The following is a 15,788-nucleotide window of genomic DNA, read 5'->3' on the forward strand; positions in this document are numbered from 1 at the left end:
CAGTTTTCAAAGAACTAAAAGCGGGTGAAGAGAATCGAACTCTCGACCAGAGCTTGGAAGGCTCTTGTTTTACCACTAAACTACACCCGCGTGGTCGGGAAGACAGGATTTGAACCTGCGACCCCCTGGTCCCAAACCAGGTGCTCTACCAAGCTGAGCCACTTCCCGTTATGGCGCGCCCGAGAGGAGTCGAACCCCTAACCTCTTGATCCGTAGTCAAACGCTCTATCCAATTGAGCTACGGGCGCTTATTCATGATGTTTTTTCGTCGTTGTATTTTGGCGACTCAATTATCTTATCATACTACATTTTCAAATGCAAGTACTTTTTTAAAAAAGATTTTTGATGCGGCCGAGAGGACTTGAACCTCCACGGGGTTTCCCCCACTAGGCCCTCAACCTAGCGCGTCTGCCGTTCCGCCACGACCGCGCGGAAAAAACAAAAGTGAGCCATGAAGGATTCGAACCTTCGACCCTCTGATTAAAAGTCAGATGCTCTACCAACTGAGCTAATGGCTCGTAAATGGCTGGGCTAGCTGGATTCGAACCAGCGCATGACGGAGTCAAAGTCCGTTGCCTTACCGCTTGGCTATAGCCCATCGAAATATTTATCATCTTTTCAAAGACAAATGTTATTGTAACATAATGTCCAATAAAAAACAACTGCCAAATAGCAGAAGTTAAAATGGCGGTCCCGACCGGGGTCGAACCGGCGATCTCCTGCGTGACAGGCAGGCATGTTAACCACTACACCACGGGACCATTTGGTTGCGGGGACAGGATTTGAACCTGCGACCTTCGGGTTATGAGCCCGACGAGCTACCGTGCTGCTCCACCCCGCGATGATATTACTTATATAATTTATATGGTGGAGGATGACGGGATCGAACCGCCGACCCCCTGCTTGTAAGGCAGGTGCTCTCCCAGCTGAGCTAATCCTCCGAAGTGGTGACCCGTACGGGATTCGAACCCGTGTTACCGCCGTGAAAGGGCGGTGTCTTAACCACTTGACCAACGGGCCAGTATGTATGGCAGAGAAGAAGGGATTCGAACCCTCGCACCGCGTTAGCGATCTACTCCCTTAGCAGGGGAGCCCCTTGAGCCACTTGGGTACTTCTCTGTATGGCTCCGCAGGTAGGACTCGAACCTACGACCGATCGGTTAACAGCCGATAGCTCTACCACTGAGCTACTGCGGAATAATAAAGACAATTTGTATCTTATAAAATTTCTCATCGTAAGTCAAGATGTTTTTTCATAACATCTTGTACAAACGTGACATGTTTATAATATACTGGATTGCGTTTTCACTGTCAAGATGTTTTCTTTATCAGGTTCAGTTTCCCTTTACACTTTCCGCAGACATATCTTTTTGTATTTATTTGACGTCTTCTTACATATTGAAGCGAACAGCCCATACATTCATACGTATAAACCTTTTTTTCCTTCTCTTCATTCATTATTCGTTTACAAAAGCGTGGCGCATCAACTTCTTTTAACAATTCACGAAAATCTCTATCCCGGTGCTTATAGCCCCTTCCTGTAATATGCAAGTGATAATGACAAAGCTCATGTTTAATGATTCCAACTAACTCTTCTTTCCCATACATTTCGTAATATCGATAATTCACTTCAATATTGTGTGTATTCAATAGATAACGTCCACCAGTTGTACGCAACCTACTATTGAACATAGCTTTATGTAAAAATGGCATTCCGAAGTATTGTAGTGATACTTCTTCCACCAGACGCTGTATTTCTTGCTCATCCACTCTCATTCCTCCTAAACTAAAAAATATTTTTACACTTTTCTCCTCCCTTATACATATATTAAATAGTACATATACCCATCCTCATTCAAGAAGCGTGGTTTCTAAAAATATAGCATGAATAGAAATCCACTCACCAACCTCTCATCAATAGTACCTTAGATTGTTGAGAGTAGGATTAAACAAGGAGGGATTCCTATGCCTACGTGGCTAAAAAAACAAATGCAACGCGCATATTTTGAAAAAAACCGGTATCAAATTAAATTACTAAATGAATGCTGGTTTTATTATAGCAAAATACACCAAAGCTCATAATCCATTACACGTTTTATCCCATAAAAAAAGAGAGCAGTTTCATCCGCTCTCTCCTCTTACTATTCTATCGGCAACATGGATAGTGCAACGCGACCTTTTTTCGTATCAATATCATCTACCCATACCTTGACGATTTGTCCGACAGATACAATATCTAACGGATGCTTCACATACTGTTTGCTTAGTTTAGAAATATGTACTAAACCATCTTGTTTTACACCTACATCAACAAAAGCACCAAAATCAACAACGTTACGAACTGTTCCTTCCAGTTCCATACCACGTTTTAAATCTTCTAATTTCAAAATCCCTTTTTTCAGAAGCGGTTTAGGCAACTCATCCCTCATGTCTCGCTCCGGACTAATGAGCGCATCTATAATATCTACTAATGTCGGCTCCCCAACTCCCGTTTCTTGCGACAACTTAGAAATCTCCACTTCTTCCAAGCTCTTTTGTAATTGCAATTGCCCTACGTCATCTTTTGATAACCCTAGACTCTTCAATAACAATTCAACATTTTTATATTGTTCTGGATGAATACCCGTTCGATCTAACGGATTTGCCCCTTCTAATATACGTAAGAAACCTATGCATTGTTCATATGTCTTCGCACCTAGACGCGGTATTTTCTTTAAGTCTGTTCGTTTTGTAAATTTCCCTTCTTCTTCACGCTTTGCCACAATATTTTTCGCAACGGTTTTCGATAAACCCGAAACATATTGCAATAACGCAACTGAAGCTGTATTTACATTCACACCAACTTGGTTAACTGCCGTCTCTACTACAAATGTTAATGATTCATTCAACCTCTTTTGAGATACATCATGTTGGTATTGTCCAACCCCAACTGATTTAGGATCAATCTTCACAAGTTCAGCAAGTGGATCTTGCAGACGTCTCCCAATAGAAACAGCACTTCTTTCTTCAACCTGCAAATTCGGAAATTCCTCACGAGCTAAATCAGAGGCCGAATACACACTCGCACCAGCTTCGTTCACAATAATATAGAAGACTTCTTGTTTCACATTTTGTAATACATCAACTATAAATTCTTCCGATTCTCTAGAAGCTGTACCATTCCCAATCGCAATCATTTCAACTTGATATTTATCTATAATAGAAAGAACTTTCGTTTTTGCATCTTCATATTTACGAACAGGTGGATGCGGATAAATAACATCAATATATAGAACCTTCCCCGTATCATCTACAACAGCTAATTTACAACCCGTTCTATATGCAGGATCTACAGCTAACACAACCTTTCCTTTCATTGGAGGTTGTAATAATAAATTACGTAAGTTCTCAGAGAAAATATGTATCGCTTGTTCCTCAGCTGTTTCTGTTAATTCTTTTCGAATCTCTCTTTCAATGGAGGATTGAATTAATCGTTTATAACCATCCTCAATTGCTAACTTTACATAATGTGCACTTTTCGAATCGTTATCACGAATTACTCTCTTATATAAGAAAGTTACTATCTCATCTACTGGTGGAACAACAGAAACTCTCAATATATCTTCTTTCTCACCGCGATTCATCGCTAATACACGATGCGGTACTACTTTCTGCAACGGTTCTTCATAACTGTAATACATTTCATATATATTCTTTTCATCTTTCTCTTCATCTTTCACGGACGAAGACATAACACCTTTTCTAAAAGTAACATTCCGAATCCAACTTCGATAAGCTGCTTCATCTGAAACGATTTCTGCAATAATGTCTTGGGCACCTTGTAATGCTTCTTCTGCAGATTGCACTTCTTTCTCTGCGTCAATAAACTCCACTGCCTTCTGATTTGGATCTTCTTTCTTATATAACAATAACCATTCAGCTAACGGCTCTAGTCCTTTTTCTTTTGCAATCGTTGCTTTCGTTCTTCTTTTCTCTTTATATGGACGATATAAGTCTTCTACTTCTTGCAACTTTACAGCTTTAACAATTTGCTGACGTAACTCTTCTGTCAGTTTCCCCTTCTCATCAATAAGACGAAGAACCTCTTCTTTCCTATCTTCAAGCTGCATCATATATTGCCATCTCTCTAAAATTGTACGAATTTGCACCTCATCTAAAGAGCCTGTCCATTCTTTTCGGTAACGAGCAATAAATGGAACTGTGTTACCTTCTTCTGTTAATTGAATAACATGACGAACTTGCTTTTCGGTAAAGCCTAATTCCTTCACTAACATTTTCATTAACGCTTGTCGATTATCTACCATTTCCATATACAACCGTAACCTCCTCTATAATAAAAAAAAGTTGCCCTGTAAAGAGAGCAACTTAAACTGCCGATTTAAAAATCTATTAGTCCTAAACTAATTTGTAGCGCTTCATCTACACGAATCATCATCACTTCATCTAAGTGAGTGATTTTGTCCGTTAAGCGCTGCTTATCGATTGTTCGAATCTGCTCAAGTAAAATAACAGAATCTCTCTCAAAACCGTACTTTTTCGCATCAATTTCCACATGAGTGGGTAATTTAGCTTTTTGAATCTGTGCAGTAATAGCCGCTACAATCACCGTTGGACTAAAACGATTTCCGATGTCATTTTGAATGACAAGAACCGGACGAACGCCTCCTTGCTCAGAACCAACAACTGGGGAAAGGTCTGCAAAATACACGTCGCCGCGTTTTACAATCAAAATATTACCCCCCGCTAACTAAGCGTTCTACTGTATGAGCTGCTTCATACTCTGCTAAGAAAGCTTCCGATGCAATACCAAGATTAATTTTTCCCATTTCAATGTACCCACGTCGCATTGATTCATGTTGGTAGCGTTTCTTCGTCTTATGTTGACGCAATAACAGTTGTGTTGCCTGGCAAATTAGTTCATGGCGATTCTTATTCTCTTGTTTTCCAATTCCGTCCAATTCCGTTACCATTTGCTTTGGCAACCGAACCACGATTTCAGTAGTTACACTTGATTCGGACACAAAAATACACCTCCACCGTCAACTACACACCCAAATATATATATGACACCTATTGTAATAATACCATTGTATGGAGCCTGTTGCAAAGACTTCCTTATTCCTTGCTTATGTTTTCCAATTCACAAACAAAACATTCATATTCTTTTATTTTTATCTTATTACAAACAAGAAACGAAAGAGTTTCCCAGCAAAATTCACTTTAAATTATGTTAAAAGTAATGATAAGTAAAAAGCTTCTCATCAAAAATGAGCTTATTCTTAACCAATGAACAGTCCTCTCAAATGACAAGAAGCAAATCATACTACCTTCTATATATTGTTCAAATAATTGATTACTTCTACAACCTTGCCGTGCCGTATGAATATTCTCGGCACACGGAAGCTTATCGTTGCAATAATTTCATAATTAATAGTCCCAGAATATTCAGCAACCTCAGTAGCACTAATATACTCATCACCTTGTTTTCCAATGAGTGTAACTTTCGTACCAAGCGGCACTTCACAAGGAAGGTGTATCATGAATTGATCCATTGTTACTCGACCTACAATCGGTACCCTTTTACCATTTATAAGCACTTCGAACCCTTGTAATCTTCTAAGCCATCCATCTGCATATCCAATTGCAACAGTTGCAATCCATTCCTCCGTCTTCGTTCGGTAAGTGACGTTATAACTAATCCCATCCCCTTTAATCACCTGTTTAATATGAGCAACTTTCGTATGCAATGATAGCGCTGGTTCTAATTTAAACGGTAAAAAAGGGCGTATTTCTACAGACGGGGATAACCCATACATCGCAATGCCAATTCGTACTGCATTAAATGTAATCCCTTGAAAACGTAGCGTTGCAGCACTATTAGCTGTATGGACAAACTTAGGATCCACTCCGAACTCTTTCAACCAACTTAACTGCTGCAAAAATGTGTTATATTGCTTATCAAAGTAAGAAGTCTCCACCTCATCCGCTGTTGCAAAATGTGTATAAACTCCTTCTAATTCTAAAAATGGTGCACCTTCTAAACTTTTTAAAAACCCTTTTAATTCTTTGCGTTCGCGTATTCCAATTCTCCCCATACCACTATCGAAATTAATATGGTATTTCATTGTAGATGAACCATCCCAAAGTTTGATCGCTTCATCCACCCATTCTTTTTGAAAGACAGTTAACGCTACATCATTTTCAGCAGCTACATTGACATCACGAGGCGGGGAAGGACCTAACACTAAAATTGGCACAGTAATACCAGCCCTTCGGAGCACTAGAGCTTCATCTAAAAAGGCAACCGCTAACCTTGTCGCCCCTGCTTCTAATGCCGTTTTAGCCACCGGTACATAATCGTGTCCATATGCATTCGCTTTAACTACAGCAAAAATCTCTACATCACTTGGAATGAGATCTTTAATGTGTGTAATATTGTTATAGATCGCATCTAAATCCACTTCCACCCAAGTATCACGGTAAAATGGTGCTTCTTCCATAAATACACTTCCTTATACACGATATGCGAAGCTTATTCTTTTATATGCTTCTTTTATGAAATCCACCTTCAAACTAAGAAAAGACGTGGTGCACATATATCACCACGTCTAAGAAGTTTACTTCACTTGCTTCTCTGTAACTGAACGAGCAACCATTAACAGCTCCTTCGGCTCTAAACCTTTAGACACGAGCATATATTCTACTCCGTTATGCGACCACGTTAAAGAGTCTTTCGTCAATGCACCAATCGTAAAGCCAAGATCAACCAATTCTCCACTCACACTTATCGCTGACGAAGCCTCTGCAACTTTTGCCTTTTCTTGTATTAAAGTAAAGGATTTCTTACTTCCAGTGTATGTGAGTATCGCACGCTTGCCACTGTCTGTCTTCAACTCTTTTTCGTCTTTCAAAACCATACCTTGCGGCGTATCACGCGGATACAAAACAGCAAATGGTTTGTCTTCTTTCGCTGTCGTTTGAACATCTACTTGCGCTCTAGACATATTTTGTTTCGTATCAAATGCACCTTTATCAAATTTCGCATCAAATTTCACTTTTGAGAAATCTACTTTCACAAGAACATTTTGATCATTATCCATTAACTTCACCGAAACTGGTGTTAAATCACTTTTCTTCAATGTAATCTCTTGTTTTGGCAACATGTTTTGATGTTGATAGTTTGTTTTTGTTTTAAAAATATAATACTTATCTGTTTTTTCAAAAGTAAGGTTTTTCTTATCCTGTAAAATGTCTCTCACAAGTGATTCATATAAATAAGCCTGGCTACTATTTTGCGGCCAATCACTTTGGAAACGGAAACTCTTATTAAGCGCTGGCGTTAATACAAATACCCCTTCTTCATTTCTTAAAATAATTTGGCTTTGATCTTTTTTCGCATTCTGCAAATTCACACGATAAAAAGAAGGTTCCTTATGCCATATTTCTACCTTGTACTCCTGAGGCTCATTCCCTGTTTTAATAGATAATTTTGCTTCAGCTTGATAACTTTTCATCCCTTTTACTTTCGCCTCTAAATCTCTCACAACATCATCTTGTTTCTTTTCCATACAACCCGCCAACACAAAAACGGTTAATAAACCGACAAGAACTAAAAACAGACGCCTTTTCATCACTTCAGCCCCTTTGCCCCTATAAATGAATGGAAGATGTACCTTCCTTATCGCTACATCAAATATATGAGACAAAGATATAAAATATGCAGACTAGCGTGACGAGCTTTCTAAAACAACTTGAGCAACAGCAAATTCCTTACTATGACTAATTGATAAATGAACAATATGCTCTGTACTTGTAACAAGAATTGGCTTACCTCTATCATCATTTCTTACTTCAATATCTAAAAAACTTACTTCTTTCCCGATACCAGTCCCTACCGCTTTTGAATACGCCTCTTTTGCTGCAAATCTTCCAGCCACAAACTCTATAAGGCGACTTCCTTTCAACTCCTTAGCAACATTACGTTCATTTTCATTTAAAATACGTTCCATAAATTTAAGTTTTCCATCTAGCATTTTTTCAATTCGATTCAATTCAATAATATCGATTCCAATCCCTACAATCATTTCAAAATCCCCTTCTTCTATTTAGCTTTCTTCTTTCATATTGTAAGAATAACAGAGAATCTTTCTGATGCAAAAGGAGTGATACTAACAACATGCTAATACCATCTTTCCGCATTTCCTTACAACCAATCGTCATCGCTTTACTTCTCATACAATTAGTCATGATTATGTTAGGCGACTTTTTTCTCTTTCCCATGGCAGCCTATAATGAATATATCGCTAAAGGAGAATGGTGGCGTCTCATAACTTCTCTACTTGTACATGTAGACTTACAACATTTCCTTTCTAATAGTATTTGTTTATTCGTGTTTGGCTCTTCTATTGAAAAGCAACTAGGGCACTTTTCTTTCATCATTATTTTTTTCCTTTCTGGCATTCTTGGAAATATTTCTTCTTATCTTATTATGCCTCTTGAATATATTCATGCCGGGGCATCTGGTGGTATTTTTGGATTGCTAGGGGCACAATTATTTCTATTATATAGTCGATATCGTTCTTTCAATCCAAGAGACATTGCTATTTTTTCAATTATGATATGTATATTACTCCTATTCACTTTCTTCAATCCCTCCGCTAACCCCATAAGCCATTTAACAGGATTGATCATTGGCGGTATTTGCACCCCTTTTTTAATAAAGTGAAACTTTAATCAACCCACAAATAGCGGGATAAAAAAACTCGATGGTGCAGAGCTTATTTAATATAAAAGCTTGCACCATCGACAATTTCTACATCTGTTTGTTTACTTAAATCTCTCATTAGTTGAAATAAAGACTCATCCTTCTTCTTCGCCTCAATCATACAATCAATTTGCGAAACACTTCCCTTTATCTTTTTTAAAAAAGATAAAAAAGTATCTACATCAATAAAGTCCGCGTGTGCTCTCGGGTCTTTTCCCTCTCTAGGACTAGAAATGTGCATTTTCACTGGTAACAAAGACGATTCCCACGTATGTACAACACGAGCCCAATCTTCATGCCAATCTTCTCGATCATGATTCATCATATGGTGATGCAAATCAAACACGACTGGAATATCTAACTTCTCACCCAAATACAATGTTTCTTCTAAAGAAAAGGTCGTATCATCATTTTCTAATATGACCATCTCTTGAATACCTCTTGGGACATTCGACCAATTTTCTATAAAACGTTCTAATGCAAGTTCCTTATCGTTATAACCTCCACCCACATGCAATACACACCTCTGTTTATGTTCAATCCCCATACCTTTTAATAATTTTTTATGCATCTGCAATGTCTTTACGGATTGTTTAAAAATACTCTCTTCAGGTGAATTCAGTACAACAAAATGATCTGGATGGAAATCAATTCGCATGTTCATACGAATTGCGTATTCACCTAGCACTTTTAAATTTTCTTTCAACGGACGAATGTAGTTCCACTCTAGCAACTCCTCATGATTCGCTAAAGGAACAAGCTTGGAACTAAGCCGAAAGAAAGATATATCATGCCCTTTATTATGCTTTAACAACCGTAAACAATTTTCTAAATTCGAATTGGCAATTCTTTCGAGTTTACGAATTGCAGCCTCCCGATCATCAATTCGTTGAAACTGCGCATATGTCATCGTTTGAGATGGAGATGCATTCTTTAAATGTACACTCATCGCAACATACCCAAGTCTTACAAGCATGTAGCACCTCTTTTCTACACAAGTTATTATGTAGTATGTACAATTACAGAAATAAAAAAAGAGAATACCCGCAAAGGGCATTCTCTTTTTTATTAAGCTTGTGGACGGCTATGATGTTTTCTTTCGCCACGTCCATTTGAAGATCCAGGGCGACCTTGACCTTCACCTTTACGACCACGGCTACCACCATCACGATTACGATCACGGTTACGGCCATCGCCACCACCGCGTCCATCACGATTGCGATCACGGTTACGACCATCGCCACCGCCGCGTCCGTCACGACTACGATTACGGTTACCATCACGGTATCCGCCTCCGTTACCGCCGCGTTTTTTAGAACCGCCACCTCTTGAAACAACTGGTGGTTCTGATGTTAAAGCGATTGGAGTTGTATCTGGCTCTTTTGTCATCATTTTTAAAGCAGCAGCTACTACTGTTACAGAATCATTCTCTTCTAACATTTCTTCTGCAATACGCTTGTAGTATGATAAGTTCTCATTTTGGATTGTGCTTTGAAGCTTTTCAGCGATTAAACGTTGTTGACCTTCTAATGCCTCGTCAAGTGTCGGTGCTTCCATACGGTCAACTTTACGTTTTGTTGTGCGCTCGATATTTTTTAATTGTCCTGATTCACGTGGTGTTACAAATAACATTGCAATACCTTTTTTACCCGCACGGCCAGTACGACCGATACGGTGAACGTATGATTCTGGATCTTGTGGGATATCGAAGTTGTATACGTGTGTTACACCTGAAATATCAAGACCACGTGCAGCAACGTCTGTTGCAACAAGAACTTCAATAGCACCTTCTTTAAATTTACGTAATACAGACATACGTTTCGCCTGTGTTAAGTCACCATGAATACCTTCTGCTGCATAACCACGTAAGTTTAATGCTTCTGATAATTCATCAACACGACGCTTTGTACGACCGAATACGATTGCAAGCTCTGGAGATTGAATATCTAGCAAGCGTGTTAACACGTCAAACTTTTTCTTTTCTTGCACTTCTAAATAGAACTGCTGAATGTTTGGCATTGTTACTTCTTTTGCTTTTACTTTAATGTGTTGAGGCTCAGTCATGAAACGCTCAGCAATACGACGGATTGGATCTGGCATTGTCGCTGAGAATAATAATGTTTGATGTGTTTCTGGCACATCTGTTAAAATCGCTTCAATATCTTCAATGAAGCCCATGTTTAACATTTCATCTGCTTCGTCAAGAACAACAGTCTCTACGTTTTGTAAGCGAAGTGTTTTACGGTTAATATGATCTAAAATACGACCCGGCGTACCAACAATAATGTGTGGGTGTTTTTTTAGAGCACGAATTTGGCGGTTAATATCTTGACCACCATAAATTGGTAGAATACGAACGCGCTTATGTTTACCAATTTTGTATAACTCTTCTCCAACTTGAATTGCTAATTCACGCGTTGGCGCGATAACAATACCTTGAACTGCTTCTTTATTTGTATCCACTTTATCTAATAGTGGTAATCCGAATGCTGCTGTTTTCCCTGTACCTGTTTGTGCTTGCCCAATAATATCTTTACCCTGCAATGCATGTGGAATTGTTTCAGCTTGAATCGGCGTAGCCTCTTCAAAGCCCATACTTTCAACAGATTGTAGTAAAGACTCACTTAATCCTAATTCTCGAAATGTTGTCAATGTTACTTCTCCTTTTCTATCCTATACTTATCATTTAAAAAAAGGCGTTTTCCGAATTTGCGGAAAAGCCCTTTTCCTGAATGCTCACGTATATAAACGGGCGTATATTCTTCGCGAAAATACTTCTAAACGTTATTACACTTTATCAATTATAAGTTTTGTATGTGTAAAAAGCAAACCCAACTGTTACCTTATTTTCATATTCAGAGTTTTTTTCTTCACTTTTATTTTTTTATATTTACTGTAAGCGCTTATTATAAGTTTCTTCTATTTTCGTGGCTATCATCCCTATTTATATACACCAATTATTTCAACATAGTAATTACTTCTTCCAATTTCATACCGCGAGATGCTTTTATTAATACAACATCTTTCACATCGACTACTGCTTGCAACTCTTTTACTAACTCTTCTTTATTATCATACGCCTTTACACGTTCATTTGGGAAATTAATTTTCGCTCCTTCAGCAATTTGAGCTCCTAATTTACCATATGTGAACACATATGAGATTTTTGCTGGATCGATTAATTTACCTACTTCATAATGAAACTGTACTTCTTGATCTCCAAGCTCTAACATATCGCCGAGCACAACAATTTTTTTAGCAAATCCATCTAAACCATTCATTAAATGGAATGCTGCTTCCATAGCTGTCGGACTTGCATTATAAGCATCATTGATAATTGTTAATCCACTATCCGTTTTTACAATTTCCATACGCATGCCCGTCATTTGAAGTGTTACTAAACCTTGTTTCATTTCTTCCCATGTTACACCAAAATGTTTCGCAATTGCCATTGAAGCAAGTGTATTATACACATTATGTTTTCCCAATACTGGTAAGTAGAATGAAATATTTTCATCTCTATTCATTTTAAAATGTGTCCCAGTCGCCTGTAATGCTACAGTCGTTGGATAATAATCATTTGCTCTAGCATCACCAAACGTAACTGTTTCAGCTATTAAATTCATTTCGGGAACACGATTTGTTAATAATGGCTCATCTCCGTTATATACGAATACTCCACCTTCTTGTAATCCTGTCACAATTTCTAATTTCGCTTCAGCAATTGCCTCACGAGAACCTAAGTCCATTAAATGTGCCTCACCAATGTTTGTAATGATAGCTGCATTTGGACGAGCTAACTTAGATAAGAATTCAATTTCCCCTCGGCTTGACATACCCATTTCTAATACAGCTACTTCTGTATTTTCTTCTAAGTTTAAAATAGTAAGAGGTAATCCGATATGGTTATTGAAGTTTCCTTCTGTTTTTTGAACTTTGAATCTAGTCGCAAGAAGACTTGTTACAATATCTTTTGTAGATGTTTTACCGTTACTACCTGTCACACCAATAACTTTAACATCCAATTGATCGCGATAGTTTTTCGCTAACATTTGTAATGCTGATAGCGTGTCTTCTACAAAAATAACTGGAAGATTCTCAGGTGGATTTGCTACATTTTTCATCCATAATGTCGCCACAGCTCCATTTGCAACAGCTTTATCTACAAAAGCATGTCCATCGAAACGTTCACCTTGAATCGGAACATATAGGTTTCCTTTTTCGATTTTTCTCGTATCGATAGACACTCCTTGTATAGTAATTCCCTCATATTGCGCTGCTAATCCCGTACCATTTATCATCTGTTCTACTTGTTTTAACGTTCGATTTATCATGAAAACACTCCTTACATAGAGGAAGCACTATTCCTGCGAATAGTGCCTCCTCCTTTTTTGTTAGATTGTATATTTAATTTTTTGTTTTTCTTCGTGACGCTCAATCGCTAAACGAATTAGCTCTTCAATTAATTCCGGATACGGTAATCCAGTATGTTGCCATAGTAGAGGGAACATACTAAACGGCGTAAATCCTGGCATCGTATTCACTTCGTTAATATATACTTCTCCGTCTTTTGTTAAGAAGAAATCAGCTCTTGTTAAGCCAGCACTATCTAAAGATTGGAATGCAATAATCGCATCTCGCTTAATGACATTAGACTCTTCTTCTGTCATTTCAGCTGGAATAATTAACGCTGTATCGCCATCGATATATTTCGACTTATAATCATAGAAGTCTTTTTTCGGTACGATTTCACCTACAACTGAACATTTCGGTTCATCATTACCTAGTACACCAACTTCTACTTCACGTCCAACAATATTTTCTTCTACAATAATTTTACGGTCAAATTGGAACGCCTCTTCAAATGCATTCTCAAGTTCTTCACGATTTTTACACTTATTAATACCAACACTTGAACCAAGGTTTGCTGGTTTTACGAAGCAAGGATATCCTAATACTTCTTCTACTTTTTCATATGCTGTTTCACGATTTTTTTCCCATACGCTACGAATAAATGATGCATATTTTGCTTGTTTTAATCCAGCTTCTGCAAAGATGTTTTTCATAACAACTTTATCCATACCAGCAGCAGATGCTAGAACACCATTTCCTACATAAGGAATGTTCATTAATTCTAATAATCCTTGAACCGTTCCATCTTCACCATTTGGTCCATGTAATAATGGAAAAATAACGTCGATAGCATTTTCCTCAGAAGCTGCAGATGGAATGATTTCTGTGCTTAATGATAACGGAGAAATCGCATTTTCTGCACCGCTCATTTTTAGAACTTCAACATCTGTTACTTCACCTTCGATACGCTCACCGCGCACCCATTGACCTTGTTCTGTAATATAAATTGGATGAATCTCGAATTTATCTTGATTTAATGCTTTAATAGCAGCAAGAGCCGTTTGTAGCGAAACTTGATGCTCAGCTGATTTTCCACCATATAATAAACCTAATTTAATTTTTGTCACTGAAATCACCCTAACCAATTGTTTTCATTTTTCTATTTTAGCACTTTTTATAAAAATAGGTAGTTCCTATTTGAAATAAAATGTAACTTCCACAAATAAATAAATGACTCCACTTATTGGTTTTCTATACTTTTTCCACTTAACTTTCTTCATAAATATATAAAATTGCACCCCACTCTAGTTATGTACCTAGAATATGTAGAAATCCCCTTTTTGTGTATGTCATCTACTCATTAAGAAGATTGTTTGGTCATTGTGCCTTTTTGCCTTTCTTCAACGAGATGATCTAAAGAAACATATACAATACCTGCAACTACACATCCTACAGCTAAAATTGTAAATAGAAAGTGGCCAAGTAATCGATCCAATAAAAAACCTCCAAGAAGCGGACCGAATGCACCTCCTGTAATCCACTGCAAACTTGCAGCTCCCATATAAGTCCCTCTCAAGTGCTCAGGGGCCAAATTCGCTACAAACGTCATCTGTACAGGCGACATAATCATCTCACCTAACGTATATATGGCATAAACGAACAACAACGTTATTAAAATAATCGTAGCATTTGCATCGAATTCTCCAAACCACTTCGGTAACCATCCTATAAAGAACAAACCAATCCCGAACAAACATGCGCCATATAACATCGTCTTTCCGACAGGTTTATCTGTGGCCCATTTTGAAATTTGAAATTGGAACAACACAACTAATAGTCCATTTAAAGCCATTAAATATGGGTATGGATTGTTAATCCCAAAAATGCCTTTCATTTCATTATCAAAGTGCAGCGGCAACATGCCTTCTGTTTGAGAAAATCCCATCGAAATAATGATACCTGCTAACAAATAAATCATTAGTGCCTTATCTCTCATTACAATTTTCCAAACCGCCCCTGATTCCTTTTCTTTATTCTCTTCTTTATTCGCGCTCTTTGGCATTGTCTCTTGAATAAGAATGAATACAAGTAATGCATAAAATAACATCGTAGACGAGGCAATAATAAACACAAGGTTCTTCGACAACATAACTACTGAAGCGCCCATTATCGGGCCAATTGCAGCACCTATATTGTGCCCCATTCGTAATAAACCGTATGCTTCTGTTCTTTTTTCTGGCGTTGTTACATCCGCAACCATCGCTGATGCAGCTGGATGAAATAGCGAATTACTTAACCCTAAAAAAATAGATAAAATCGCATACGGAATAAATCCTTCTATAAATAAAAAACCGAGCATTAACACCGCATTACTCGTCATCGAAAATATCATAATCGGCTTTCTTCCATATATATCAGCAATTCTTCCCCCTATAATTGATCCAAAGCTTGCTGCAATTGGAGAAAGCGCCATAATCACTCCGACCTGCAATAACGAATCTACCTTATCTTTTAAATATAATGCAAAAAAAGGCATCAACATCATCATCGCAATTCCATTTAACGTCTCTCCAATAAATCGAATCCATACGTTACGGTCCATCTCCCTTAACTCACGCCACGTATTTTTCATCATTTCACCCCTTTCGTTCGCCAACAATTATCTTATAAC

14 protein-coding genes and 12 tRNA genes are annotated in these 15,788 nt (G+C 37.9%); 2 read left to right on the forward strand and 24 right to left on the reverse strand.

The window, feature by feature from the left end:
• Positions 1–19 precede the first annotated feature (19 nt).
• The 13 genes from ACXY7N_RS24665 to ACXY7N_RS24725 all read right to left on the reverse strand — a co-directional run bounded on the left by ACXY7N_RS24665 (position 20) and on the right by ACXY7N_RS24725 (position 1,776).
• Positions 20–90: transfer RNA gene (locus ACXY7N_RS24665), tRNA-Gly, on the reverse strand.
• A 1-nt stretch (position 91) separates the two neighbouring features.
• Positions 92–168 (reverse strand) — tRNA-Pro (locus ACXY7N_RS24670).
• Positions 169–171: 3 nt separating this feature from the next.
• A tRNA-Arg gene (locus ACXY7N_RS24675) sits at positions 172–248 on the reverse strand.
• 98 nt (positions 249–346) lie between these two features.
• Positions 347–429, reverse strand: a tRNA-Leu gene (locus tag ACXY7N_RS24680).
• A 16-nt stretch (positions 430–445) separates the two neighbouring features.
• Positions 446–518: transfer RNA gene (locus ACXY7N_RS24685), tRNA-Lys, on the reverse strand.
• A 5-nt stretch (positions 519–523) separates the two neighbouring features.
• Positions 524–598 (reverse strand) — tRNA-Gln (locus ACXY7N_RS24690).
• A gap of 87 nt (positions 599–685) precedes the next feature.
• Positions 686–761, reverse strand: a tRNA-Asp gene (locus ACXY7N_RS24695).
• A 3-nt stretch (positions 762–764) separates the two neighbouring features.
• A tRNA-Met gene (locus ACXY7N_RS24700) sits at positions 765–841 on the reverse strand.
• 24 nt (positions 842–865) lie between these two features.
• Positions 866–941, reverse strand: a tRNA-Val gene (locus ACXY7N_RS24705).
• Between the two features lie 4 nt (positions 942–945).
• Positions 946–1,020 (reverse strand) — tRNA-Glu (locus tag ACXY7N_RS24710).
• 8 nt (positions 1,021–1,028) lie between these two features.
• Positions 1,029–1,119: transfer RNA gene (locus ACXY7N_RS24715), tRNA-Ser, on the reverse strand.
• 3 nt (positions 1,120–1,122) lie between these two features.
• Positions 1,123–1,197 (reverse strand) — tRNA-Asn (locus ACXY7N_RS24720).
• A 114-nt stretch (positions 1,198–1,311) separates the two neighbouring features.
• Positions 1,312–1,776, reverse strand: a complete 465-nt coding sequence (locus ACXY7N_RS24725; protein ID WP_116329675.1) for a SprT family protein — start codon at positions 1,774–1,776, stop codon at positions 1,312–1,314.
• Positions 1,777–1,965: 189 nt separating this feature from the next.
• Between ACXY7N_RS24725 and cmpA the strand changes: the two genes are divergently transcribed.
• Positions 1,966–2,082, forward strand: a complete 117-nt coding sequence (gene cmpA / locus ACXY7N_RS24730; protein WP_001143642.1) for a cortex morphogenetic protein CmpA — start codon at positions 1,966–1,968, stop codon at positions 2,080–2,082.
• Positions 2,083–2,141: 59 nt separating this feature from the next.
• On the opposite strand, the gene ACXY7N_RS24735 is transcribed toward cmpA, so the two are convergent.
• The 6 genes from ACXY7N_RS24735 to acpS form a co-directional block, all read right to left on the reverse strand.
• Positions 2,142–4,310, reverse strand: a complete 2,169-nt coding sequence (locus tag ACXY7N_RS24735; RefSeq protein WP_016089587.1) for a Tex family protein — start codon at positions 4,308–4,310, stop codon at positions 2,142–2,144.
• A 68-nt stretch (positions 4,311–4,378) separates the two neighbouring features.
• Positions 4,379–4,729, reverse strand: coding sequence for a type II toxin-antitoxin system endoribonuclease NdoA (gene ndoA / locus ACXY7N_RS24740; RefSeq protein ID WP_000635963.1), 351 nt, complete (start codon positions 4,727–4,729; stop codon positions 4,379–4,381).
• A 4-nt stretch (positions 4,730–4,733) separates the two neighbouring features.
• Positions 4,734–5,021 (reverse strand): antitoxin EndoAI, encoded by a 288-nt coding sequence (locus ACXY7N_RS24745; protein ID WP_000004570.1) that lies wholly within the window; start codon positions 5,019–5,021, stop codon positions 4,734–4,736.
• A gap of 309 nt (positions 5,022–5,330) precedes the next feature.
• Positions 5,331–6,500 carry an alanine racemase gene (alr, locus tag ACXY7N_RS24750; protein WP_116363815.1) on the reverse strand — a complete coding sequence of 390 codons (1,170 nt, stop codon included), beginning with the start codon at positions 6,498–6,500 and terminating at the stop codon, positions 5,331–5,333.
• A 117-nt stretch (positions 6,501–6,617) separates the two neighbouring features.
• A complete protein-coding gene (locus tag ACXY7N_RS24755) occupies positions 6,618–7,631 on the reverse strand; it encodes a LolA family protein (protein ID WP_080118126.1) in 1,014 nt (337 codons plus the stop codon).
• A gap of 93 nt (positions 7,632–7,724) precedes the next feature.
• Positions 7,725–8,084, reverse strand: coding sequence for a holo-ACP synthase (gene acpS / locus ACXY7N_RS24760; RefSeq protein WP_016089589.1), 360 nt, complete (start codon positions 8,082–8,084; stop codon positions 7,725–7,727).
• Between the two features lie 92 nt (positions 8,085–8,176).
• Between acpS and ACXY7N_RS24765 the strand changes: the two genes are divergently transcribed.
• Positions 8,177–8,725 (forward strand): rhomboid family intramembrane serine protease, encoded by a 549-nt coding sequence (locus ACXY7N_RS24765; protein WP_016089590.1) that lies wholly within the window; start codon positions 8,177–8,179, stop codon positions 8,723–8,725.
• Positions 8,726–8,777: 52 nt separating this feature from the next.
• Here the strand turns inward: ACXY7N_RS24765 and uvsE are convergent, their stop codons facing one another.
• The 5 genes from uvsE to ACXY7N_RS24790 all read right to left on the reverse strand — a co-directional run bounded on the left by uvsE (position 8,778) and on the right by ACXY7N_RS24790 (position 15,749).
• Complete coding sequence (gene uvsE / locus ACXY7N_RS24770; RefSeq protein WP_016089591.1) at positions 8,778–9,740, reverse strand: UV DNA damage repair endonuclease UvsE; 963 nt, start codon at positions 9,738–9,740, stop codon at positions 8,778–8,780.
• Between the two features lie 92 nt (positions 9,741–9,832).
• Entirely contained in the window at positions 9,833–11,416 is a 1,584-nt protein-coding gene (gene cshA, locus ACXY7N_RS24775) for a degradosome RNA helicase CshA (protein WP_000206603.1), read from the reverse strand.
• 305 nt (positions 11,417–11,721) lie between these two features.
• A complete protein-coding gene (gene murF / locus ACXY7N_RS24780) occupies positions 11,722–13,098 on the reverse strand; it encodes a UDP-N-acetylmuramoyl-tripeptide--D-alanyl-D-alanine ligase (RefSeq protein ID WP_016089592.1) in 1,377 nt (458 codons plus the stop codon).
• Between the two features lie 60 nt (positions 13,099–13,158).
• A complete protein-coding gene (locus tag ACXY7N_RS24785) occupies positions 13,159–14,244 on the reverse strand; it encodes a D-alanine--D-alanine ligase (RefSeq protein WP_016089593.1) in 1,086 nt (361 codons plus the stop codon).
• A 233-nt stretch (positions 14,245–14,477) separates the two neighbouring features.
• Positions 14,478–15,749, reverse strand: coding sequence for an MDR family MFS transporter (locus tag ACXY7N_RS24790; RefSeq protein WP_033659611.1), 1,272 nt, complete (start codon positions 15,747–15,749; stop codon positions 14,478–14,480).
• Positions 15,750–15,788 lie beyond the last annotated feature (39 nt).

The organism is Bacillus sp. 5w2, from assembly GCF_054353775.1.